Genomic DNA, 17,307 nt, shown 5'->3' with positions numbered 1-17,307 from the left:
CGAGCCCGCTGAGTATCTGCTGTGTACCGCGGCCGGAGCGGCGCGCCTGGTCGTCGGTCTCGACCTGCCCTGATCGGCCGGTCCCCGCGGGCGTGCCGTCCGTGCGAGACTCGCTCATGGCCTCCACCAAGTCACCGCTCGTTCTGCTGCACGGCGTCACCATGTCGGCGCGGGTGTGGGACGAGGTCATCCCGCTGGTCACACCACACCACGAGGTCTTCGCGCTGACGGCGCTCGGGCACCGGGGCGGTCCGCCCGCGCGGCGGCGGCCCGCCACCGTCGCCGATCTCGTCGACGGCGCCGAGCGCATGCTGGACGAGTTCGGGCTGCACCGCCCGCACCTGGCCGGGAACTCCCTCGGCGGCTGGATGGCGATCGAACTCGCCCGCCGCGGCCGGGCGGCCAGTGTGTGCGCGTTGTCGCCGGCCGGGTTCTGGACGGCGGGCACGCACGCGCAATCCGCGGGCGTCACGAAGTTGCGCAGGCTGGTCGCGCTCACCCGGCTCACCCGCGCGGTGCAACCAGTGGCTTTCCAGATGCCGCTGGTCCGTCGCTTGGGCATGCGTGACATCGCGTGCCGCGCAGACCGTTTGACGCCGAGTGCGGCCGTGCAGACCGCGCGTGACCTGCTCGACTGCGCGGTCACCGACGATCTGCTCGGCACCGGCGAGCAGATCGCCCCGCTGGACCCGCTGCCGTGCCCGGTCACCCTGGCGTGGTCGAGCCGCGACGCCATCCTGCCGCCGGAGGTCAACGGCGAGATCGCCCGGGAACGCCTGCCCCAGGCCGACTTCGAGCTGCTTACCGCCGTCGGTCACGTCCCGATGATCGACGACCCTGCCCTGGTCGCCCGGACCATTCTCGCCACCACACGAACCCACACGCCCGACGTCTAGGCCCTGCCCCGAAGCCCCATCCGGCGCTACACGGCCCAGCCCGTCGTCGCGCCACGTTGTCGCCGACTTCGAGACAGGGCCTGACCCGGTTCAATCCGGTAGCCAGCTCCGTCCAGGCTGAACCCACTTGCGGTCCTTGATCATTCGCCGTGCCGCCCGCTGATTCCGGCCGATGAGCCGGTCGAGATAGAGGTGTCCGGCGAGGTGGTCGGTCTCGTGCTGGAGGCACCGGGCCAGGTAGCCGGTCGCCTCGACGGTGACCGGTGCGCCGTCGACGTCCGCTCCGGTGACGCGGGCCCAGTGCGCCCGCCCGGTCGGAAACCACTCGCCCGGCACGGAGAGGCAACCCTCCAGATCGTCGTCGGGATCGGGCATGGTCTCCGGGATCGCGGAGGTCTCCAGCACCGGATTCACGACGCACCCTCGATACCGCGTCGAGCCGTCCACGAGGTCGTAGACGAATACCGCCCGCGGATCGCCGACCTGATTCGCCGCCAGCCCCGCGCCGTTGGCGGCGGTATTGGTCGCGAAGAGATCGTCGACGAAGGCGGCCAGTTCCGCGTCGAAGGTGGCCACCGGCCGGGCCGGTGTGTTCAGCCGTGGGTCACCGGCAATCAGGATCGGTCGAACAGCCATGCTCATCAGAGTACTCAAATACGAGTAGTCGTGACAGACTAGGAGGGTGAACGAGACTCGCCTGTTCGTGCTTGCCGCGCTGGCCAAGAGCGGCCCGATGCACGGTCATCAGTTGCGCCGCGACGCCCGGCTGGATCGCGCGGAACTGTGGTCACGGGTGAAACCGGGCTCGCTGTACGGGGCGCTGCACCGGATGGCGGACGAGAACCTGATCCGCCCGCTGCGGACCGAGCAGCCCGGCGCACTGCCTGCCCGGACCGTCTACGAGATCACCGACGAAGGCCTGCGGGAGTTGCGCGCATTACGCGACGAGGCGCTCACCGAGGTCGACATCCGGCCCGACCCGGTCGATCTCGCCTTGGCGGTCAGTGCCGACCTCGATCGCAAGCTGTTGCGCGGCTATCTCGAAGACCGCATTGCCGCGCTCCGCGCGCACGGCTCCCGGATCGCGCATCACCTGGAGCGGCGCTGGCCCGAGCAGAGCGTGGTCGACGATCTCGTCGTCGACCACGCCGTGATGCGGATTCAAGCCGAGATCGATTGGCACGAAAAGATTCTCGCCAATATCGACGAACTCGGCGACGCCTCCTGACGCGTCGTGCGGCTCAGTGCCGACGGATGAGCAGCACGTTGTCCTGGCGGGTGCCGGGTACGCCCTCGGGGCTCGGCTGGTCGCGCTCGGCGAGGTCGTCGCGTTCGACGGTCCACGCGGCGGGGTCGAGGCGCAGGGCGGCGAGTACCTCGGCGGTGGTGGGGAAGTGGATATCGGTCGGAGGTTCGGTCACCCAGCTCGGCCAATGCGCGTGGCCGACGATGAGCAGTAGGCCGCCGGGGGCGACGGCGTCCGCCGCCCGGGACAGGATGCGCTCGCGCTCGTCGGCGTGCGCGACGGGCGAGTGCAGGTACTGGGCGGAGACGAGGTCGAAGGTCCCGGCCGGGAACGAGTGCGCGAGATCGACCTGCTGCCAGGTGATTCCGGTGACGCCCAGCTCGGCCGCGTGTGCGCGGGCCCGGCCGAGCGCGGTCTCGGACACATCGACGCCGGTGACCTGCCAGCCCCGCTGTGCCAGCCAGATCGCGTCCGCGCCCTCGGCGCAGCCGAGATCCAGCGCGGTGCCCGCGGGCACCCCGGTGATCTCGCGGACCAGCAGGAAGTTGGGATTGCCGGACCAGACGCGCTCGCGCTCCTGGTAGAAGTTCTCCCAGAATTCGACGGTGTTATCGGCCTGGTGTGCGCCGACGCCGTGGCTGTGTGTCTCGGTCATGTCCACCACGATCCCCGCGCGGGGCGTTATTGGCAAACTTCTGTTGCCGTTCTGGCAACGATCAGTCGGCGTTGCCGGGTTCGGTGTCCGGTGCGCGCTTGGTCAGCTCGACCTTCTGGCTGACCGCGCGATCTTGGATGAGCGGGGTGCTGCGATGTCCGCCGCTCCACCCGACGCTCGCCTCGGTGCGCATCCGTTCGACCATGTGCGGGTAGTGCAGCTCGAAGGCGGGACGCTCGGACCGGATCCGCGGCAGTTCGTAGAAGTTGTGCCGCGGCGGCGGGCAGGTGGTGGCCCACTCCAGCGAGTTGCCGTACCCCCACGGATCGTCGACCGTGACCACCTCGCCGTACCGATAGCTCTTGAACACATTCCAGATGAACGGCAGCATCGAGGCGCCGAGAACGAACGCACCGATCGTGGAAATCGTGTTGAGCGTGGTGAATCCGTCGCCGGGCAGGTAGTCGGCGTAGCGGCGCGGCATCCCCTCGGCCCCTACCCAGTGCTGCACCAGGAAGGTCAGGTGGAACCCGACGAAGGTGGTCCAGAAGTGCCACTTGCCCAAGCGCTCGTCCATCATCCGGCCGGTCATCTTCGGGAACCAGAAGTAGATGCCCGCAAAGGTGGCGAACACGATGGTGCCGAACAACACGTAATGGAAGTGCGCCACAACGAAATACGAGTCGGTGACATGGAAGTCCAGCGGCGGCGAGGCGAGGATGACCCCGGACAGGCCGCCGAAGAGGAAGGTCACCAGGAACCCGAGCGACCACAGCATGGGCGTCTCGAAGGTCAACTGCCCGCGCCACATCGTGAAGATCCAGTTGAAGAACTTCACCCCGGTCGGCACCGCGATCAGGAAGGTCATCAGCGAAAAGAACGGCAGCAGTACCGCTCCCGTGGCGTACATGTGATGTGCCCACACCGCCACCGACAGCGCGCCGATCGCGATCGTCGCGTATATCAGTGCGGTATAACCGAACAGCGGTTTGCGGCTGAACACCGGGAAGATCTCGGTGACGATGCCGAAGAACGGCAGCGCGACGATGTACACCTCGGGGTGGCCGAAGAACCAGAACAGGTGCTGCCAGAGCAGTATGCCGCCGGTGGCCGGGTCGTAGATGTGCGCGCCGAGATGCCGATCGATCGCGAGTGCGAACAACGCCGCGGTGAGGATCGGAAAGGCAAGCAGCACAAGGATGCTGGTGACCAGGATGTTCCAGGTGAAGATCGGCATCCGGAACATGATCATGCCGGGCGCGCGCAGGCAGATGATCGTGGTGATCATGTTGACGCCGCCGAGAATGGTGCCCAGACCGGACAGGATCAACCCCATGATCCACAGGTCGCCGCCGGCGCCGGGCGCGTGCTCGAAGGTGCTGAGCGGCGTGTAACCGGTCCAGCCGAAATCGGCGGGCCCGCCCGGCGTGAGGAAGCCCGCGGTCGCGATGCTCGCGCCGAACAGGTACAGCCAATAGCTGAACGCGTTGAGGCGGGGGAAGGCGACGTCGGGCGCGCCGATCTGCAAGGGCAGCACGGCATTTGCGAAGCCGAACACGATCGGCGTCGCGTAGAACAGCAGCATGATCGTGCCGTGCATGGTGAACAGCTGGTTGTACTGCTCGGTCGAGAGGAACTGCAACCCGGGCCGGGCCAGCTCGCCGCGCATCAGCAGTGCCATCAGACCGCCGATGAAGAAGAAGGTCATCGCGGTGACCAGGTACATGACCCCGAGCACCTTGGGGTCGGTGGTCGTGATCATCTTCCAGAGGTAGGCACCCTTCGGCCCGGTGCGGGCCGGATACGGCCGAGTCGCCTGAAGTTGTTCGGTCTGCGTCACACTCACGGCCGCCGCCACCTCCCGAACCGGGGTTCGCCTACGGCCGGCGGGACCGGCCTGAGTCAACGTAACCATGTGACGGCGGTCTCACGCCACCCCTTGATCGACTTTGCCGAAGGTTAGCGGCTGTCCGGCGAATAGCGGGCTCTTGCTTGGTATTTGCTGTCAAGGGGAGCGATCGGCGCGACGCGGTGGCGATAGGCTACCGGCATCAGCGAGCGGTCAGAGCTCGAGCGGGTCCCGGATGATGATGCCTTCGACGGCGCGCAGCCGATCGGTCATGGTGGCCAGCAGATCGATCGAGTCGGCCGACAGGCCGACCGCGGTGTGGATCAATCTGCGCAGCAGCGGGCTGGCCAGCGCGCTGGCCACGCTGACGTCGTGGTCGATCGGTGTGCTGCCGAGTGGTCGAACGAGCTGGTCGAGATCCACGGTGAAGTACTCACAATCGGTCATCTGGCCCCCTGGGACCATTGTGGGCGCGCTGGGCCGCGCGCCGAAGCGTTGTGCGGTCGGCGAGTTCGATCGCCTGATGCTGCTGCGCACAACGCACTCCCTTCGTCGCTGCATCGACCCAGAACGTTTCGTCCGGTTTTCCGGACGACGGACGGAAAACGACAACGATGCCCCGGGCGGACGTGCAACGATGAGGGGCGGCCGAACAATACCGATCTGGTGAGGGGCCCGGCATGGGGACACTGGACGACAGGGTAGCGGTGATCACGGGCGGCGCCCGAGGTCAGGGCCGGGCGCATGCGCTGGCGCTCGCCACGGCGGGCGCGGACATCGTGATCTGCGATATCGCCGAACAGATCGCCGGCCTGCACTATCCGCTCGCCACCCCCGACGACCTGGCCGAGACCGCGAAGCTGGTGGAGGAGACCGGGCGGCGCTGTGTGCCGCTGCGGGCCGACGTGCGCAGCCAGGCCGAGATGAACGCGGTCGCCCAGCGTGCCATCGATGATTTCGGTCACATCGACATCCTGATCGCGAACGCGGGCATCGCCTCCAACTCCCCGCTCGCGGAGATGGGCGAGCAGATGTGGCAGGACATGATCGAGGTCAACCTCGGCGGCGTCTTCCACAGCTTCCGCGCGGTGGTGCCGCACATGATCGAGCGCCGCTGGGGTCGCGTCGTCGCCACCTCGTCCATCGTGGCGCGGATGGGCGTGCGCAACGCCGGTCATTACGCGGCGGCGAAGTGGGGCGTGCTCGGCCTGGTGAAATCGCTGGCACTGGAGGTGGCCGAGCACGGCATCACCGTCAACGCGATACTGCCCGCCGGCGTGGACACCGACATGATCCAGAACCCGGCCACGTATCAAATGATGTTGCCGGACAAAGAGAATCCCACCCGCGAGGACGTGCTGGAGATGTTCGCCTCGGGCCCGCCCAACGGTGATCTGATCGCACCCGCCGAGGTCGCGGACGCGGTCCTGCTGCTGGTGTCCGAGCACGGCAGGCACTTCAACGGCGAGGCGTTGACCATTTCCGGCGGCATGAGCGCCGGCACCGTCTGACGGCCCGCCCGCCCGGCGGTCAGTGAGCTGGCTCATACTTGGCGCGCTGCCGGAACTTTCCCTTCCGCGTATCCGACCGGTCCTGCGAGACCTGTTGTAGGTGCGTGGACTTTTCAGAGGATGGTGGACTTCAACGTGCAGGTGAAACCCTCGACAGTCCACCTGGTCCGGTTCGGCACCGCGGTCGTGCTGCTCGCCGTCGTCATCGGTTCCGTGGGCGAGGCGGGCGACCTGCCCTATCGAGCGGCGGGCACCGCCTATCCCGGATTCGCCGACGTCCTCGGGTACGTGCTGCTGCGCGTCGTCGCCGCGCTGGCCGGTGCGACCGCGCTCGGCGCGCTGGTCTACGCGGTGTGCTGTACCGCGGTCGCCGGACGCGGCCGCCTCGATGTCGACGGATATGCCGGTCTCCGGCTCGCCGAGCGCGCTGGGCTGGTGTGGTTGCTGTCCGCGCTGGTGCTCATCCCGGTGACCGCGGCGAATATCGGCGGTATGACGGTGTCGGGTGTCTTCCGGCTCGGCGCGCTCGGCGCATTGGTCGATGCCAGTGAGAAGCCGAAGGCGTGGATCGTGGTCGCGGTGCTCGCCGCGGTGGTGACGCTGGGCGCGCGAATCATGTTGTCCTGGAACGGTGCGGCGGTGCTGCTGCTGGTGGCGGCGATCGCCGTGCTGCCACCCGCGATGGTCGGCAACGCGGGGGAGGGCCCGAACCACGACTACGGCACCGGCGCGATGATCATCTTCCAGCTGGCCGTGTCGGTGCTGCCCGGTCTGCTGTGGTGCGTCACGGAACATGTACGCAGGCAAGGCGAACACGTGGATACCGCAGTGCGCCGCGGTGCGATCATCGGCCTGCTGTGCGTGCTCGCCGCCGCGCTCAGCGGCTTGGTGCTGTGGCTGATCCTGCTGCCCTGGTCGGCGGTGTTCAATACCGGCTACGGCAGGCTTGCCCTGCTGGTCGGCGCTGCCGGTGTGGGGCTCGCGCTCGTCCTGCGGTTCGTGTTCGCGCGCCGCACCGCGCCGCCCACCCGCCGGACGGCGCTGCTGATCGCCTGCGGCGCGGCGCTTTCCACGCTGGCGCTGGGCGTGACCGTGGCGATGGCGGTGCAGCCCGCACCCGCCTTCGCCGATCGATCCTTCACCGCGCAGGAGGTGTTCCTCGGCTTCGACCTGTTCGATCCGCCGAATGTCGCACGGCTGCTGACCCTCTGGCGGTTCGACCTGGTGATCGGTACCGCGGCGGTGGCCGGAATCGTGCTCTACGTGATCGGCGTCGTACGCCTGCGCCGGCGTGGTGACGACTGGTCGCGGTGGCGGACGCTGTCCTGGGTAAGTGGTTGTGCCGCACTGCTCATCGCGACCTCGTCCGGCATCGGCACCTACGGCTTCGCCATGTTCAGCATGCACATGATCACGCATATGGCGTTGAACATGTTCGTACCGGTGCTGCTTGTGCTCGGCGCGCCGGTGACGCTGCTGCTGCGCGCCGTCCCCGCGGTGCAGCGCGGCGGGGTGCACGGGGTCCGGGAATGGGTGCTGGCCCTGCTGCATTCGCGCCCCACCGCGATCATCGCGCACCCCGCGACGGCGCTCACCCTGTTCGTGATCTCGCTCTACGGGCTGTATTTCACGCCGCTGTTCGAGAGCCTGATCCGCTACCACTGGGGGCACGTGCTGATGAACGTGCACTTCCTGATCGTCGGCTACCTCTATTACTGGGGCATCATCGGCATCGATCCGGGCCCGCGCCGCCTGCCGCATCTGGGCAGGCTCGGGGTGTTGTTCGCGGTCATGCCTTTTCACGCGTTCTTCGGTGTCGCCGTGATGTCGATGAACACGGTCATCGGGTCCCGGTTCTACACCAACCTGCAGTTGCCGTGGAACATCGACCTGCTGGCCGATCAGCGGATGGGCGGCGGCATCGCCTGGGTCTCCGGCGAGGTCCCGGTGCTGCTGGTGGTCGGCGCCCTGCTGACCCAGTGGGCGGCGCAGGACCGCCGCACGGCGGTCCGCACCGATCGCAAGGACGACGAGTACCGCGACTCGGACCTCGAGGCCTACAACGCGATGCTGGAGAAACTGGCCCAGACCCGGCGCTGAGCCCGGCGAAACCTGTTCGGGCTCACCGCGCGAAGCGCACCTTACGCAGCCGCAAGCTGTTCGACACCACGAAGAACGACGAGAACGCCATGGCCGCACCGGCGATCAGCGGATTCAGAAAGCCCAGCGCGGCAACCGGAATGGCGAGCACGTTGTAGCCGAACGCCCACACCAGGTTGCCCTTGATGGTGCGCAAGGTGGCGTGCGCCAACTCGATCGCGTCGGCGACCGCGCCCAGATCCTCGCGGACCAGGATGACGTCGGCGGCCGCGATCGCGACATCGGTGCCCGCGCCGATCGCCATGCCGAGGTCGGCGGTGGCCAGCGCCGCGCCGTCGTTGATGCCGTCGCCGACCATCACCACCCGGTGCCCCTGCTCCTGCATGCGGGCGATCAGCTCGACCTTGCCCTCCGGGAGGAGTTCGGCGACCACCTCATCGATGCCGATCTCGTCGGCCACCGCCTGCGCGGCGAAAGCGTTGTCGCCGGTGAACATCAGCACGCGCAGCCCGAGCCGGTGCAGGCGTGCGATCGCCGCCGCCGCCGTGTCCTTGACGGTGTCGGCCACCGCGACCACCGCGACGACCGCACCGTCCACCGCGACGAGCACCACGGTGCGCCCGGATTTCTCCTGCCTGCGCACCGCGCGCTGGGATTCCTGCGGGATCTCGATGCCCTGATCGTCGAACAGCCGTGCCCGGCCGACCAGCACCGCGCGCCCGTCCACTACGCCGCGCGCGCCCAAACCCGGTAGCGCTTCGAAGGATTCGACGGCGGGCAGCTCGTCGTCGAGCTGCTCGCGGGCGTAGCGGGTGATCGCGGCCGCGACCGCGTGCTCGGAGGCCGCCTCCACCGCACCGGCCCACCGCAGCACCTCGGCGACCGCGTGCGGCGCGTGTTCGGTCACCGCGACGACGCTCATCGCGCCGTTGGTCACGGTGCCGGTCTTGTCCAGCACCACGGTGTCCACGTCGCGGGTGGCCTCCAGGGCCTGGTGGCCTTTGATGAAAATGCCCAGCTGCGCACCGCGTCCGGACGCCACCATCAGCGCGGTCGGAATGGCCAGACCCAGCGCGCACGGGCAGGCCACCACCAGCACCGCCAGCGCGGCCGCGCCCGCGCGATCGGCGCCAGCGCCGGCGATCAGCCAGATCACGAACGTCGCCGCGGTGATCAGGAAGACGAACGGCACGAACACCGCCGACACCCGGTCGGCGATGCGCTGCATGCGCGCCTTGCCGGTCTGCGCCTCTTCGACGAGCCGGATCATGCCCGAGAGCTTCGTATCCGCGCCCACCGCTGCGGCTTCCACGATCAGCCGTCCGGTGAGCGCGGTGGTGCCGCCGATCACGGCCATGCCCGCGTGCACGTCGACCGGGATCGACTCACCCGTCATCGCGCTGGCGTCGACACTCGATTCGCCCGACACGACAAGCCCGTCGGTGGCGATGGTCTCGCCCGGACGCACCACGAAACGCTGGCCTTCGACGAGTTCGCCGATGGGAACGCGCATTTCGCGACCGTCCCGGGTCAAAACGGTCACCTCGCGAGCGCCGAGCGCGGCCAGCGCCCGCAGCGCGCTGCCCGCCGACCGTTTGGCCTTGGCCTCGAAATACCGTCCGGCCAAGACGAATGCGGTGACGCCGGCCGCGACCTCCAGGTAGATCGCGTCGCTCGCCCAGATCGCCGCCCAGACGCCGTCGGGCGCGGGGCCGGACCGATTCGGGTGCAGGAACATGGTGTCCAGCGACCACAGCGTCGCGGTGAGCACACCGACCGAGACCAGCGTGTCCATGCTGGCCGCACCGGCTCTCGCGTTGGCCAGCGCCTTGCGATGGAACGGCGCCGCCGACCACACCACCACGGGCAGCGCCAGCACCGTGAGCACCACCTGCCAGCCGGGGAACCGGGTCGAGGGGATGGTGGCGAACATCACCGACAGGTCGGCCAGCGGGAAGAACACCATCAGCGCGACCACCAGCCGGCGCAGCAGGCTGCTGACCTCCGCGTCCTCCGGGGCGGTGCTGATCGCCTCGGCCCGGTCGGTCACCGGCGCCGCCCCGAAGCCGATCGCGTCGACCTCGGCGCAGAGTGCTTCGGCGGCGATGCCCGCGGCGGCGTCGATGGTGGCGATGCCGGTGGCGTAGTTCACCGAGGCGGTCACGCCGTCGACTTTGTTGAGTTTGCGCTCGATCCGATTCGCGCACGCCGCGCAGCTCATGCCGGTGACGGCGAGCGAGATGCGAGTCGGTTCGGTGGCTGCGGCAGGCTGATCGGGTCGAAGCTGGTCGAGCTCGATGGTCATGAAAGTCCGTTCACGCGGCGGGATCTTGGGTGGAACGCAGGTGGCCGAGGCGACGGCCGAACTGGGCGCCCGGCGGCAACACCAGATCGGCCGGCGCCCGATCGCTGGTCGGTGGCGAGGTATCGGGGCGGCGGGTGCGGTGCACCACCACGACCAGGGCCAGCGCGACGACGAGCACGCCGTGCGAGAGCACCCGCGAGATCGGCACCACGCCGGAGTACAGGTCCGCGACGACGAACGCGCTCAACGCCGCGACCAGCACGCCGAGCACCGGCAGCACACCGGAGGCGGCGTGCGGGCGCAGCGCGCAGTAGAGGAACCCGATGCCGATGGCCAGGCTCCACGCGGTGCTTTCGTTGAGCAGATGCCGGGTCATCTCGGCGCCGTGGTGATGGCTCATGCCGAAGTCGATGCCGGCGAGCTGGGCCAGCCCCAGCACGCATTGCAGGACACCGAGCGCACCGAGCGCGACACGCGCCCACCCGGCGCCTGTGGCGAACGCGACACCGCGCGCCCCGGGCACGGCCGCGCGCCACCGCGACAGCCGCGCGGGGTCCGGCCGCTCCAACTCGGCGGCGGCGAAGATCGCGTCGGTCAGATCGGGCGCGTACGACGAGGTGTCGCGCAGCCGTTTCGAGGTCTCGACGGCGGCGACGTACCAGGAACAGCACTCACCGCACTGCTCGAGATGCTCGTCCACACGCACCGCGGGAACGGTCTCCCGTTCGCCGTCGATCCGGGCGGACAGGGCCGTCCGGCACTCTTTGCACTCCACGTCCAGATTGTCGTCCACGGGGCCGCCGAAGTTCCCCGGGGTCGCTCGCCGGTTGTCGAGGCCGCCGTGGCGGCGGTTATTGTTCACCTCATGCCCACCCCCGCCGAGGACGACGAGACCACCCGCCTGGCATTGGCGGCGGCTCGCGGCGACCGGCGGGCGTTGGAGGGCTTCATCCGTGCCACGCAGAAGGACGTGTGGCGGCTGCTCGCCCACCTGACCGAGGTCGGCCGGGCCGACGACCTGACCCAGGAGACCTACCTGCGCGCGCTCGGCAGCATCAAGCGTTTCGAGGGCCGCGCCAGCGCGCGCACCTGGCTGCTGTCCATCGCGCGCCGCGTGGTGGTCGATCAGGTGCGGATGGCGGTGGCGCGGCCGAAGATCGCGCACGGTGTGGACTGGGCGGCCGCGGCCGACCGTCAGGTCTCGCGCCGCGACGGCCTCGCCGAGATCGTCGAACTCAACCTGCTGCTCGACGACCTCGCCCCCGAACGCCGGGAGGCGCTCGTGCTCACCCAGGTGCTCGGCCTGTCCTACGCCGAGGCCGCCGCCGTGTGCGGCTGCCCGGTCGGCACGGTCCGTTCGCGCGTCGCGCGCGGTCGTGAAGACCTGGTCGCCGCAACCCGATTCGGCATCCGGCGCAGCGCCAACGGCTGAGCCGCCCGGCCGCTGTCTCGCTCTTTCTCGCCCGGGATCTGTTGGCCGGGAACAACCTTCGACTCGCTCGCGGTGACTCCGGATGGCCCGCACCCGCTCCGGCCGCCGGAAATTCGCACCGCACCGTGTCGATCCCGGCGAAGTGGGCATTACCGGCGGTGAAGAAGCGAGGCAATCATGAGCATTTTTCGCAGTGCGAACACTTATCGACGGCGGGACCGCATCGGCACGCGGCGTGGCTGGGGCCGCTCGCGCGACTACGGCGACGGCAGGCGGTCCTGGGGCCGCCGGTCGCAGGATTGGCGTCGGCGCAGGTCCGCGAGTTCGGGCGGGCTCGAAGCCGCCGCGCGTTTCGGCTTCGTCGCCCGCGGTATCGCCTATCTCGCGATCGGCATCATCGGGTTCATGCTGGCGATCGGCACGGCCGAACACGAGCCGGACGGCGGTGGTGCGCTGGCGGCGATCGCGAGCAAACCGCTCGGGTATCTGCTGCTGTGGATTCTCGTCTTCGGTTTCGCCGCCCTGGTGGCGTGGCGGGTCACCCAGGTGGCCAGCGCCCGGCGGACCTACTCGGGGGGACACCGGCTCTACGCCGCGCTCTCCGGAATCGTCTATGCCCTGGCCTTTTTGGGCACACTGCGTTACGTCGTACACGGCCGGACGCCGAAGCCGAGCGATGCCATCGCCCGCGACCTGACCGCCCGGATCCTGAGCTGGGACGGCGGTCAGGTGGTCGTGCTGCTGCTCGGCCTGGCCGTCATCGCCTTCGGGATCTGGCAGACCGTGCGCGGCCTGCGCCTGGAATTCGTCGACGACCTGCGCATGGGCTGGATGACGCACGGCTCGCGCCAGGCCGCGATCTGGCTCGGCCGCGTCGGGTACGTCGCGCGCGGGGTCGTCGTGCTCGGTATCGGGCTCGCCGCCGTCGTCGCGGCGTTGAACTATGACCCGGCCGAGGCCGAGGGCGTCGACGCGGTCCTGCGCGATTTCGCCGAAATGCCTTTCGGCCCTTGGTTGCTCATCCTGGTCGCGCTCGGCCTGATGGCGTTCGGCGCGCTGTCCTTCCTGGAGGCCAAGCACCGCCGCACCTATGGCGGTGTCCCGGTCTGAGCACCGGATCGGTACGGCTCAGCGGGTGGCGTCCATCCGCTGCGTCCCGATCACCGACAGCAGGCGCAGCGCCTCCTCGGCCGAGGATCCCGGTGCGGCGGTATAGATCACGACGCGCTGATCCCGGTCGGAGATGTCGAGGACGTCGCAGTTGACGGCGACCGGGCCGACCAGGGGATGGTCGAAGATCTTGCAGAGCGTGGGCTTCGCGCAGACGTCGTGGGCGGTCCACAGCGCCTCGAATTCCGCACTGCCCGTGCGGAGTTCGTGCACCAATTCGCCCACCTCGGGATCGTCGGGATAGCGGGCAGCCGTGGCGCGCAGGACGTGGGCCGCGCTGCGCGCGAACTCGTCGGCGTCGGACACTCCGTACAAGCGCCGTTCCGCCGTGTGCAGGCCGAGGAAGGCACGGCGGACCAGGTTGCGGTCGCGACGCGAGAGCGCGGAGAAGTCTTCCATCAACGCGGCGGCCAGATCGTTCCAGGCGATCACCTCGTAGGTGGCCGACAGCACGACCGCGGCCGCCTGCGGCAGCCGCTGCAGCAGATCGAGGATGCTCTGCCGTACTTCGCGCGACGGACCGGCGGCGGGGCCGGGCGGCGCGCCCGCCAGGTGGTGCAGGTGGTCGCGCTCGGCATCCGAAAGCCGTAGCGCTCGGGTCAGCCCGGCCAGCACCTCGCGCGACGGACGCGGACCGCGAGCCTGTTCCAGGCGCGTGTAGTACTCGGTGGAGATGAAGGCCAGCTGCGCGGCCTCCTCCCGGCGCAGGCCGGGCGTGCGGCGGCGAGACCCCGCGGGCAGCCCCACGTCGGCCGGGGTGATCCGCTCCCGTCTGCTGCGCAGGAAGTCCGCGAGTTCTCGTCTGTCCACGCCTCCAGTGTGCTCGAGCGCCGTCGTGCCGAGCCAGGTACACCCGGTACCTGGCTCCGCCGCGGGTCCGGCCCGAGGGTTGAGGCCATGGACAACACACAGATCGCCGGAGCGGGTCTTCTGGCCGACAAGGTCGCCTTCGTCACCGGTGCCGGACGCGGGATCGGCGCCGCCGCGGCGCGGCTGTTCGCCGGGGAGGGGGCCCGGGTGCTGCTCACCGCCCGGACGGAGACGCAGCTCAAAGCGGTGACCGAAGACATCGCGGCGGCGGGCGGCACCGCCGACTACGTGGTGTGCGACCTCGCCGATCCGGCCGCCGTGCGGGCCGCCGTCGCGCACGCCGTCGACCGGTACGGGCGCCTCGACGTCGCCTTCAACAACGGCGCGGCCGGCGTGCCGCCCGGTCCGATGGACCGGGCGCTCGAAGCCGACTTCGACCACGTCTACGACGTGAACCTGAAGGCCACGTGGGTGGCCATGGTCGCCGAGATCGAAGCCATCCGAGCCACCGCGGGGACGGGGGCGATCGTCAACACCTCGAGCGTCGGCAGCCTGATGGGCAACCCCGAACTTCCGGCCTACGGCGCCACGAAGGCGGGTGTCAACAGCCTCACCGCGAGCGCGGCCGTCACGTACGGCCCGGAGGGCATCCGCGTCAACGCCATCGCGCCGGGCACCACATCGACGGAGATGCTGCACGACTGGGATGCGCAGTCCCCAGGCGTCATCGAGCGGCTCAACGCCGTCACGCCGCTGCGCCGGGCCGCCGATCCCGACGAAGTCGCCCAGGCCGCGGCCTGGTTGCTCAGTGACCGGGCCTCCTACGTCACCGGTACGGTGTTGCGCGTCGACGGCGGCATGCGCGCCTGACCCGCGGAGGTCTCATAGGTCGGCCAAAGGCTGTGCCGCATAGTGCAATCGAATGACGCCGTCCTCGTGGCGTGCGGTGGTGGCGAGCACGCCGAAAACCTTGCGGAGCAGGGCGGGTGTCATCACGTCGAGCACCTCGCCCGCGGCGACGACCGCGCCGTGGTCGAGCACGACCAGCTGATCACAGTGGCGGACCGCGAGATCCAGCTCGTGCAGGACGGCGAGGGTGGTGATGCCGGTCGAGCGGATCAGGTCGAGCAACTCGAATCGGGCGCGGACGTCGAGGTGATTGGTCAGTTCGTCGAGCACCAGCAGCCGCGGCTGCTGCGCCAGGGCCCGGGCCAGCAGCACACGCTGGCGTTCGCCGCCGGAGAGCGAACCGATGGTGCGCTCGGCGTAGGCGGTGACGCCGGTGCGCGCTATCGCGTCCGTGACGGCCAGCTGGTCGGCCGCGGTGTCCCTGCTGAACAGCGAGTGGTGCGGATTGCGGCCGAGCCGCACCACCTCGCGCACGGTGAGTTCGGTTGCCCCGGAACCGTTCTGCAGTACCGCCGCGGTGGTGCGGGCCGCGGCCCGGATCGACATCGCACCGATATCGGCACCGTCGACGGCGACGACGCCGCTGCTGGGTGCCAGGGATCGGTAGATCGTGCGCAGCAGGGTGGTCTTGCCGCTGCCGTTCGGTCCGACGATGCCCACCACCGCCCCGGGCGCCGCGTGCAACGTCACCCCGTCGAGCACCGCGGCCTCGCCGAAGGTGACCCGTACGCCGGTCACCGACAATTCGGCGGCCGGTCGCGCGCTCATTGCAGACCACCGTTGCGACGCAGCAGCCACAGGAACAACGGCGCGCCGAACGCCGCCGTGAAGATGCCGAGCGGCAGCTCGTTGGGCGCGTCGACCGTGCGTGAAAGCAGGTCCACCGCAACCAGATACGCGGCCCCGATCAATGCGGACAGGGGTAGCACGCGCCGGTGGTCCAGGCCGAACGCCAGCCGCACCACATGCGGAATCACCAGGCCGACGAAGCCGATCCCGCCCGCGGCGGCGATCAGGACGCCGGTCAACAGCGCGGAGAGCACGAGCAACAGAATCCGCAGTGTCCGCACGTCGACGCCCAGCGCGGTCGCCTGCTCGTCACCGGTGCCGAGCACGTCGAGCCGCCGCCCGAACGCCAGCACCACCGCGACGGTCACCAGCACGACCACGGTGACCGGGCCGAGCCGATCCCACCGCGCCCCCGCCACGCTGCCCATCGTCCAGAACATCACCGTGCGCAGCTCGTTCGGCGTCGCGCGCAGTTGCAGATAGTTCGTGGCCGCCAGCAGCAGATAGCCCACCGCCACACCCGCGAGGACCAGTCGGGTGGGCGCCAGCCTGCCGCGCTGCTGACCGAGCAGGAACACCACCGCGATGGTGGCGATGGCACCGCAGAACGCCGCGGTGGACACCCCGACGCCGCCGAGTGCGCCGCCCGCGGTGACGATCACGATGACCGCGCCGAGCGAAGCCCCGGACGACAGGCCGAGCACGTACGGGTCCGCCAGCGGATTGTTCACCAGCGCTTGCAGGATCACGCCCGCCACCGCGAGCCCGCAACCGCACAGTGCGGCCAGCAGTACCCGCGGCAGTCGGTAGCTCCAGACGATCTGATCGACGGTGAAGCCGACATCGGCTGTCCGACCGGATAAATGGGCGAAGATCACGCGGCAGGTGTCGGCCGCGGAAACGGTCACCGATCCCACCGCGATCGAGAGCACCATTACGGCAAGCAACACCGCGGCCACGCCACCCAGCGCGATCGGCAGCGGCACCCTGGCCAGTGGCGGCCGGGCGTTGGTCCGCGTCACCGGAACTGCTCGGGGTGCACCAGTTTCGCGATGCGCTCCACCGCCACATCGTTGCTCGGGCCGAGGTAGATCGAATCCGCCAGTACCGCATAACTTTCGGTGACCGCGGCCGGCCATTGCGGGAACTGCGCGAGAATCCGTTTCGCGACCGCGTCGATATCGGGACTGCGGTAGTTCACCACGACCAGCCCGTCGACGGGCGTCGCCGCGAGCTGCTCCTTGCTGATCGTCACGAACGTCGTGCCGTCGGTCCGCTCGAACGGATTCACCCCGCCCGCTTTACCGATGACGTCGTTCCAGATGCCTCCGGCCGCGATCGCCGAGAAGTCGGAATCGTCGCCGCCCATGCCCATCCCGGCGAAGACGAGCAGCACGTTCTTCTTCGGCTGCCCGGCCACCCGGGCGGTGGTCGCCGCGATGGCGCGCTGCGAATCGGCGATGAGCCGCTCGGCCCGGTCCGGCACGTCGAAGATGGCGCCGAGGTCGCGCAGCAGGGCGTAGCTGTCCTCGATCGTCGGCGTGCCGGTGACCGCCCCCGTGACGCCGCAGTTGGCCCTGGGCACATAGGTATTCGCACCGGCCGCCGCCAGCTCGTCCCTGGTGGCAAAGCCCT

The 17,307-nt window shown here is 69.5% G+C and carries 17 protein-coding genes; 7 read left to right on the top strand and 10 right to left on the bottom strand.

The genetic code is table 11. The annotated features are described in order from the left end of the window. Positions 1-116: 116 nt before the first annotated feature. A complete protein-coding gene (locus NBRGI_RS20685) occupies positions 117-896 on the top strand; it encodes an alpha/beta fold hydrolase (RefSeq protein WP_036560107.1) in 780 nt (259 codons plus the stop codon). Between the two features lie 90 nt (positions 897-986). Here the strand turns inward: NBRGI_RS20685 and NBRGI_RS20680 are convergent, their stop codons facing one another. Beyond that, positions 987-1,532, bottom strand: a complete 546-nt coding sequence (locus NBRGI_RS20680; RefSeq protein WP_029898770.1) for a peptide deformylase — start codon at positions 1,530-1,532, stop codon at positions 987-989. Between the two features lie 46 nt (positions 1,533-1,578). Here NBRGI_RS20680 and NBRGI_RS20675 point away from each other — a divergent pair, with 46 nt between their 5' ends. Further along, positions 1,579-2,124 (top strand): PadR family transcriptional regulator, encoded by a 546-nt coding sequence (locus NBRGI_RS20675; protein WP_014987692.1) that lies wholly within the window; start codon positions 1,579-1,581, stop codon positions 2,122-2,124. Between the two features lie 13 nt (positions 2,125-2,137). Here NBRGI_RS20675 and NBRGI_RS20670 read toward each other — a convergent pair whose 3' ends face one another. From NBRGI_RS20670 to NBRGI_RS20660, 3 genes are all read right to left on the bottom strand, one after another. After that, positions 2,138-2,797, bottom strand: a complete 660-nt coding sequence (locus NBRGI_RS20670) for a class I SAM-dependent methyltransferase (RefSeq protein WP_029898768.1) — start codon at positions 2,795-2,797, stop codon at positions 2,138-2,140. Between the two features lie 61 nt (positions 2,798-2,858). Next, the gene (gene ctaD / locus NBRGI_RS20665; RefSeq protein WP_235211033.1) at positions 2,859-4,712 is read right to left on the bottom strand and encodes an aa3-type cytochrome oxidase subunit I; all 1,854 of its coding nucleotides are present in this window, start codon (positions 4,710-4,712) and stop codon (positions 2,859-2,861) included. A gap of 147 nt (positions 4,713-4,859) precedes the next feature. Then, a complete protein-coding gene (locus NBRGI_RS20660; RefSeq protein WP_029898764.1) occupies positions 4,860-5,093 on the bottom strand; it encodes a hypothetical protein in 234 nt (77 codons plus the stop codon). Between the two features lie 233 nt (positions 5,094-5,326). Between NBRGI_RS20660 and NBRGI_RS20655 the strand changes: the two genes are divergently transcribed. Together NBRGI_RS20655 and NBRGI_RS20650 are read left to right on the top strand one after the other, a co-directional pair. After that, entirely contained in the window at positions 5,327-6,157 is an 831-nt protein-coding gene (locus NBRGI_RS20655) for a mycofactocin-coupled SDR family oxidoreductase (protein WP_029898763.1), read from the top strand. 120 nt (positions 6,158-6,277) lie between these two features. Next, entirely contained in the window at positions 6,278-8,257 is a 1,980-nt protein-coding gene (locus NBRGI_RS20650; protein ID WP_063726289.1) for a cytochrome c oxidase assembly protein, read from the top strand. Positions 8,258-8,279: 22 nt separating this feature from the next. Here the strand turns inward: NBRGI_RS20650 and NBRGI_RS20645 are convergent, their stop codons facing one another. Then, positions 8,280-10,562, bottom strand: coding sequence for a heavy metal translocating P-type ATPase (locus NBRGI_RS20645; RefSeq protein WP_029898759.1), 2,283 nt, complete (start codon positions 10,560-10,562; stop codon positions 8,280-8,282). Between the two features lie 10 nt (positions 10,563-10,572). Next, complete coding sequence (locus tag NBRGI_RS20640) at positions 10,573-11,424, bottom strand: zf-HC2 domain-containing protein (RefSeq protein WP_051727912.1); 852 nt, start codon at positions 11,422-11,424, stop codon at positions 10,573-10,575. Positions 11,425-11,427: 3 nt separating this feature from the next. Here NBRGI_RS20640 and sigC point away from each other — a divergent pair, with 3 nt between their 5' ends. Both sigC and NBRGI_RS20630 read left to right on the top strand, forming a co-directional pair. After that, a complete protein-coding gene (sigC, locus tag NBRGI_RS20635) occupies positions 11,428-11,994 on the top strand; it encodes an RNA polymerase sigma factor SigC (protein WP_029898752.1) in 567 nt (188 codons plus the stop codon). A 177-nt stretch (positions 11,995-12,171) separates the two neighbouring features. Further along, entirely contained in the window at positions 12,172-13,104 is a 933-nt protein-coding gene (locus NBRGI_RS20630) for a DUF1206 domain-containing protein (RefSeq protein WP_235211032.1), read from the top strand. An 18-nt stretch (positions 13,105-13,122) separates the two neighbouring features. On the opposite strand, the gene NBRGI_RS20625 is transcribed toward NBRGI_RS20630, so the two are convergent. Further along, positions 13,123-13,974, bottom strand: a complete 852-nt coding sequence (locus tag NBRGI_RS20625) for a helix-turn-helix transcriptional regulator (RefSeq protein ID WP_029898750.1) — start codon at positions 13,972-13,974, stop codon at positions 13,123-13,125. Between the two features lie 87 nt (positions 13,975-14,061). Between NBRGI_RS20625 and NBRGI_RS20620 the strand changes: the two genes are divergently transcribed. Then, complete coding sequence (locus NBRGI_RS20620) at positions 14,062-14,844, top strand: SDR family NAD(P)-dependent oxidoreductase (RefSeq protein ID WP_029898748.1); 783 nt, start codon at positions 14,062-14,064, stop codon at positions 14,842-14,844. Between the two features lie 12 nt (positions 14,845-14,856). On the opposite strand, the gene NBRGI_RS20615 is transcribed toward NBRGI_RS20620, so the two are convergent. The 3 genes from NBRGI_RS20615 to NBRGI_RS20605 form a co-directional block, all read right to left on the bottom strand. After that, positions 14,857-15,651 (bottom strand): ABC transporter ATP-binding protein, encoded by a 795-nt coding sequence (locus NBRGI_RS20615; protein WP_029898746.1) that lies wholly within the window; start codon positions 15,649-15,651, stop codon positions 14,857-14,859. Further along, positions 15,648-16,694: a FecCD family ABC transporter permease gene (locus NBRGI_RS20610; protein WP_081878169.1), complete on the bottom strand. Its 1,047-nt coding sequence runs from the start codon at positions 16,692-16,694 to the stop codon at positions 15,648-15,650. Before NBRGI_RS20610 ends, NBRGI_RS20615 begins: the two co-directional genes overlap by 4 nt. Then, the coding region (locus tag NBRGI_RS20605; RefSeq protein WP_029898742.1) for an ABC transporter substrate-binding protein at positions 16,691-17,307 on the bottom strand (617 nt) is incomplete at its 5' end. The genes NBRGI_RS20610 and NBRGI_RS20605, both read right to left, overlap by 4 nt.

It is taken from the genome of Nocardia brasiliensis IFM 10847 (assembly GCF_000710915.1).
Lineage (GTDB): Bacteria > Actinomycetota > Actinomycetes > Mycobacteriales > Mycobacteriaceae > Nocardia > Nocardia brasiliensis_A.
The sequence above is the reverse complement of the archived record's forward strand: the minus strand, read 5'-3'. Positions and strand labels throughout refer to the sequence as shown.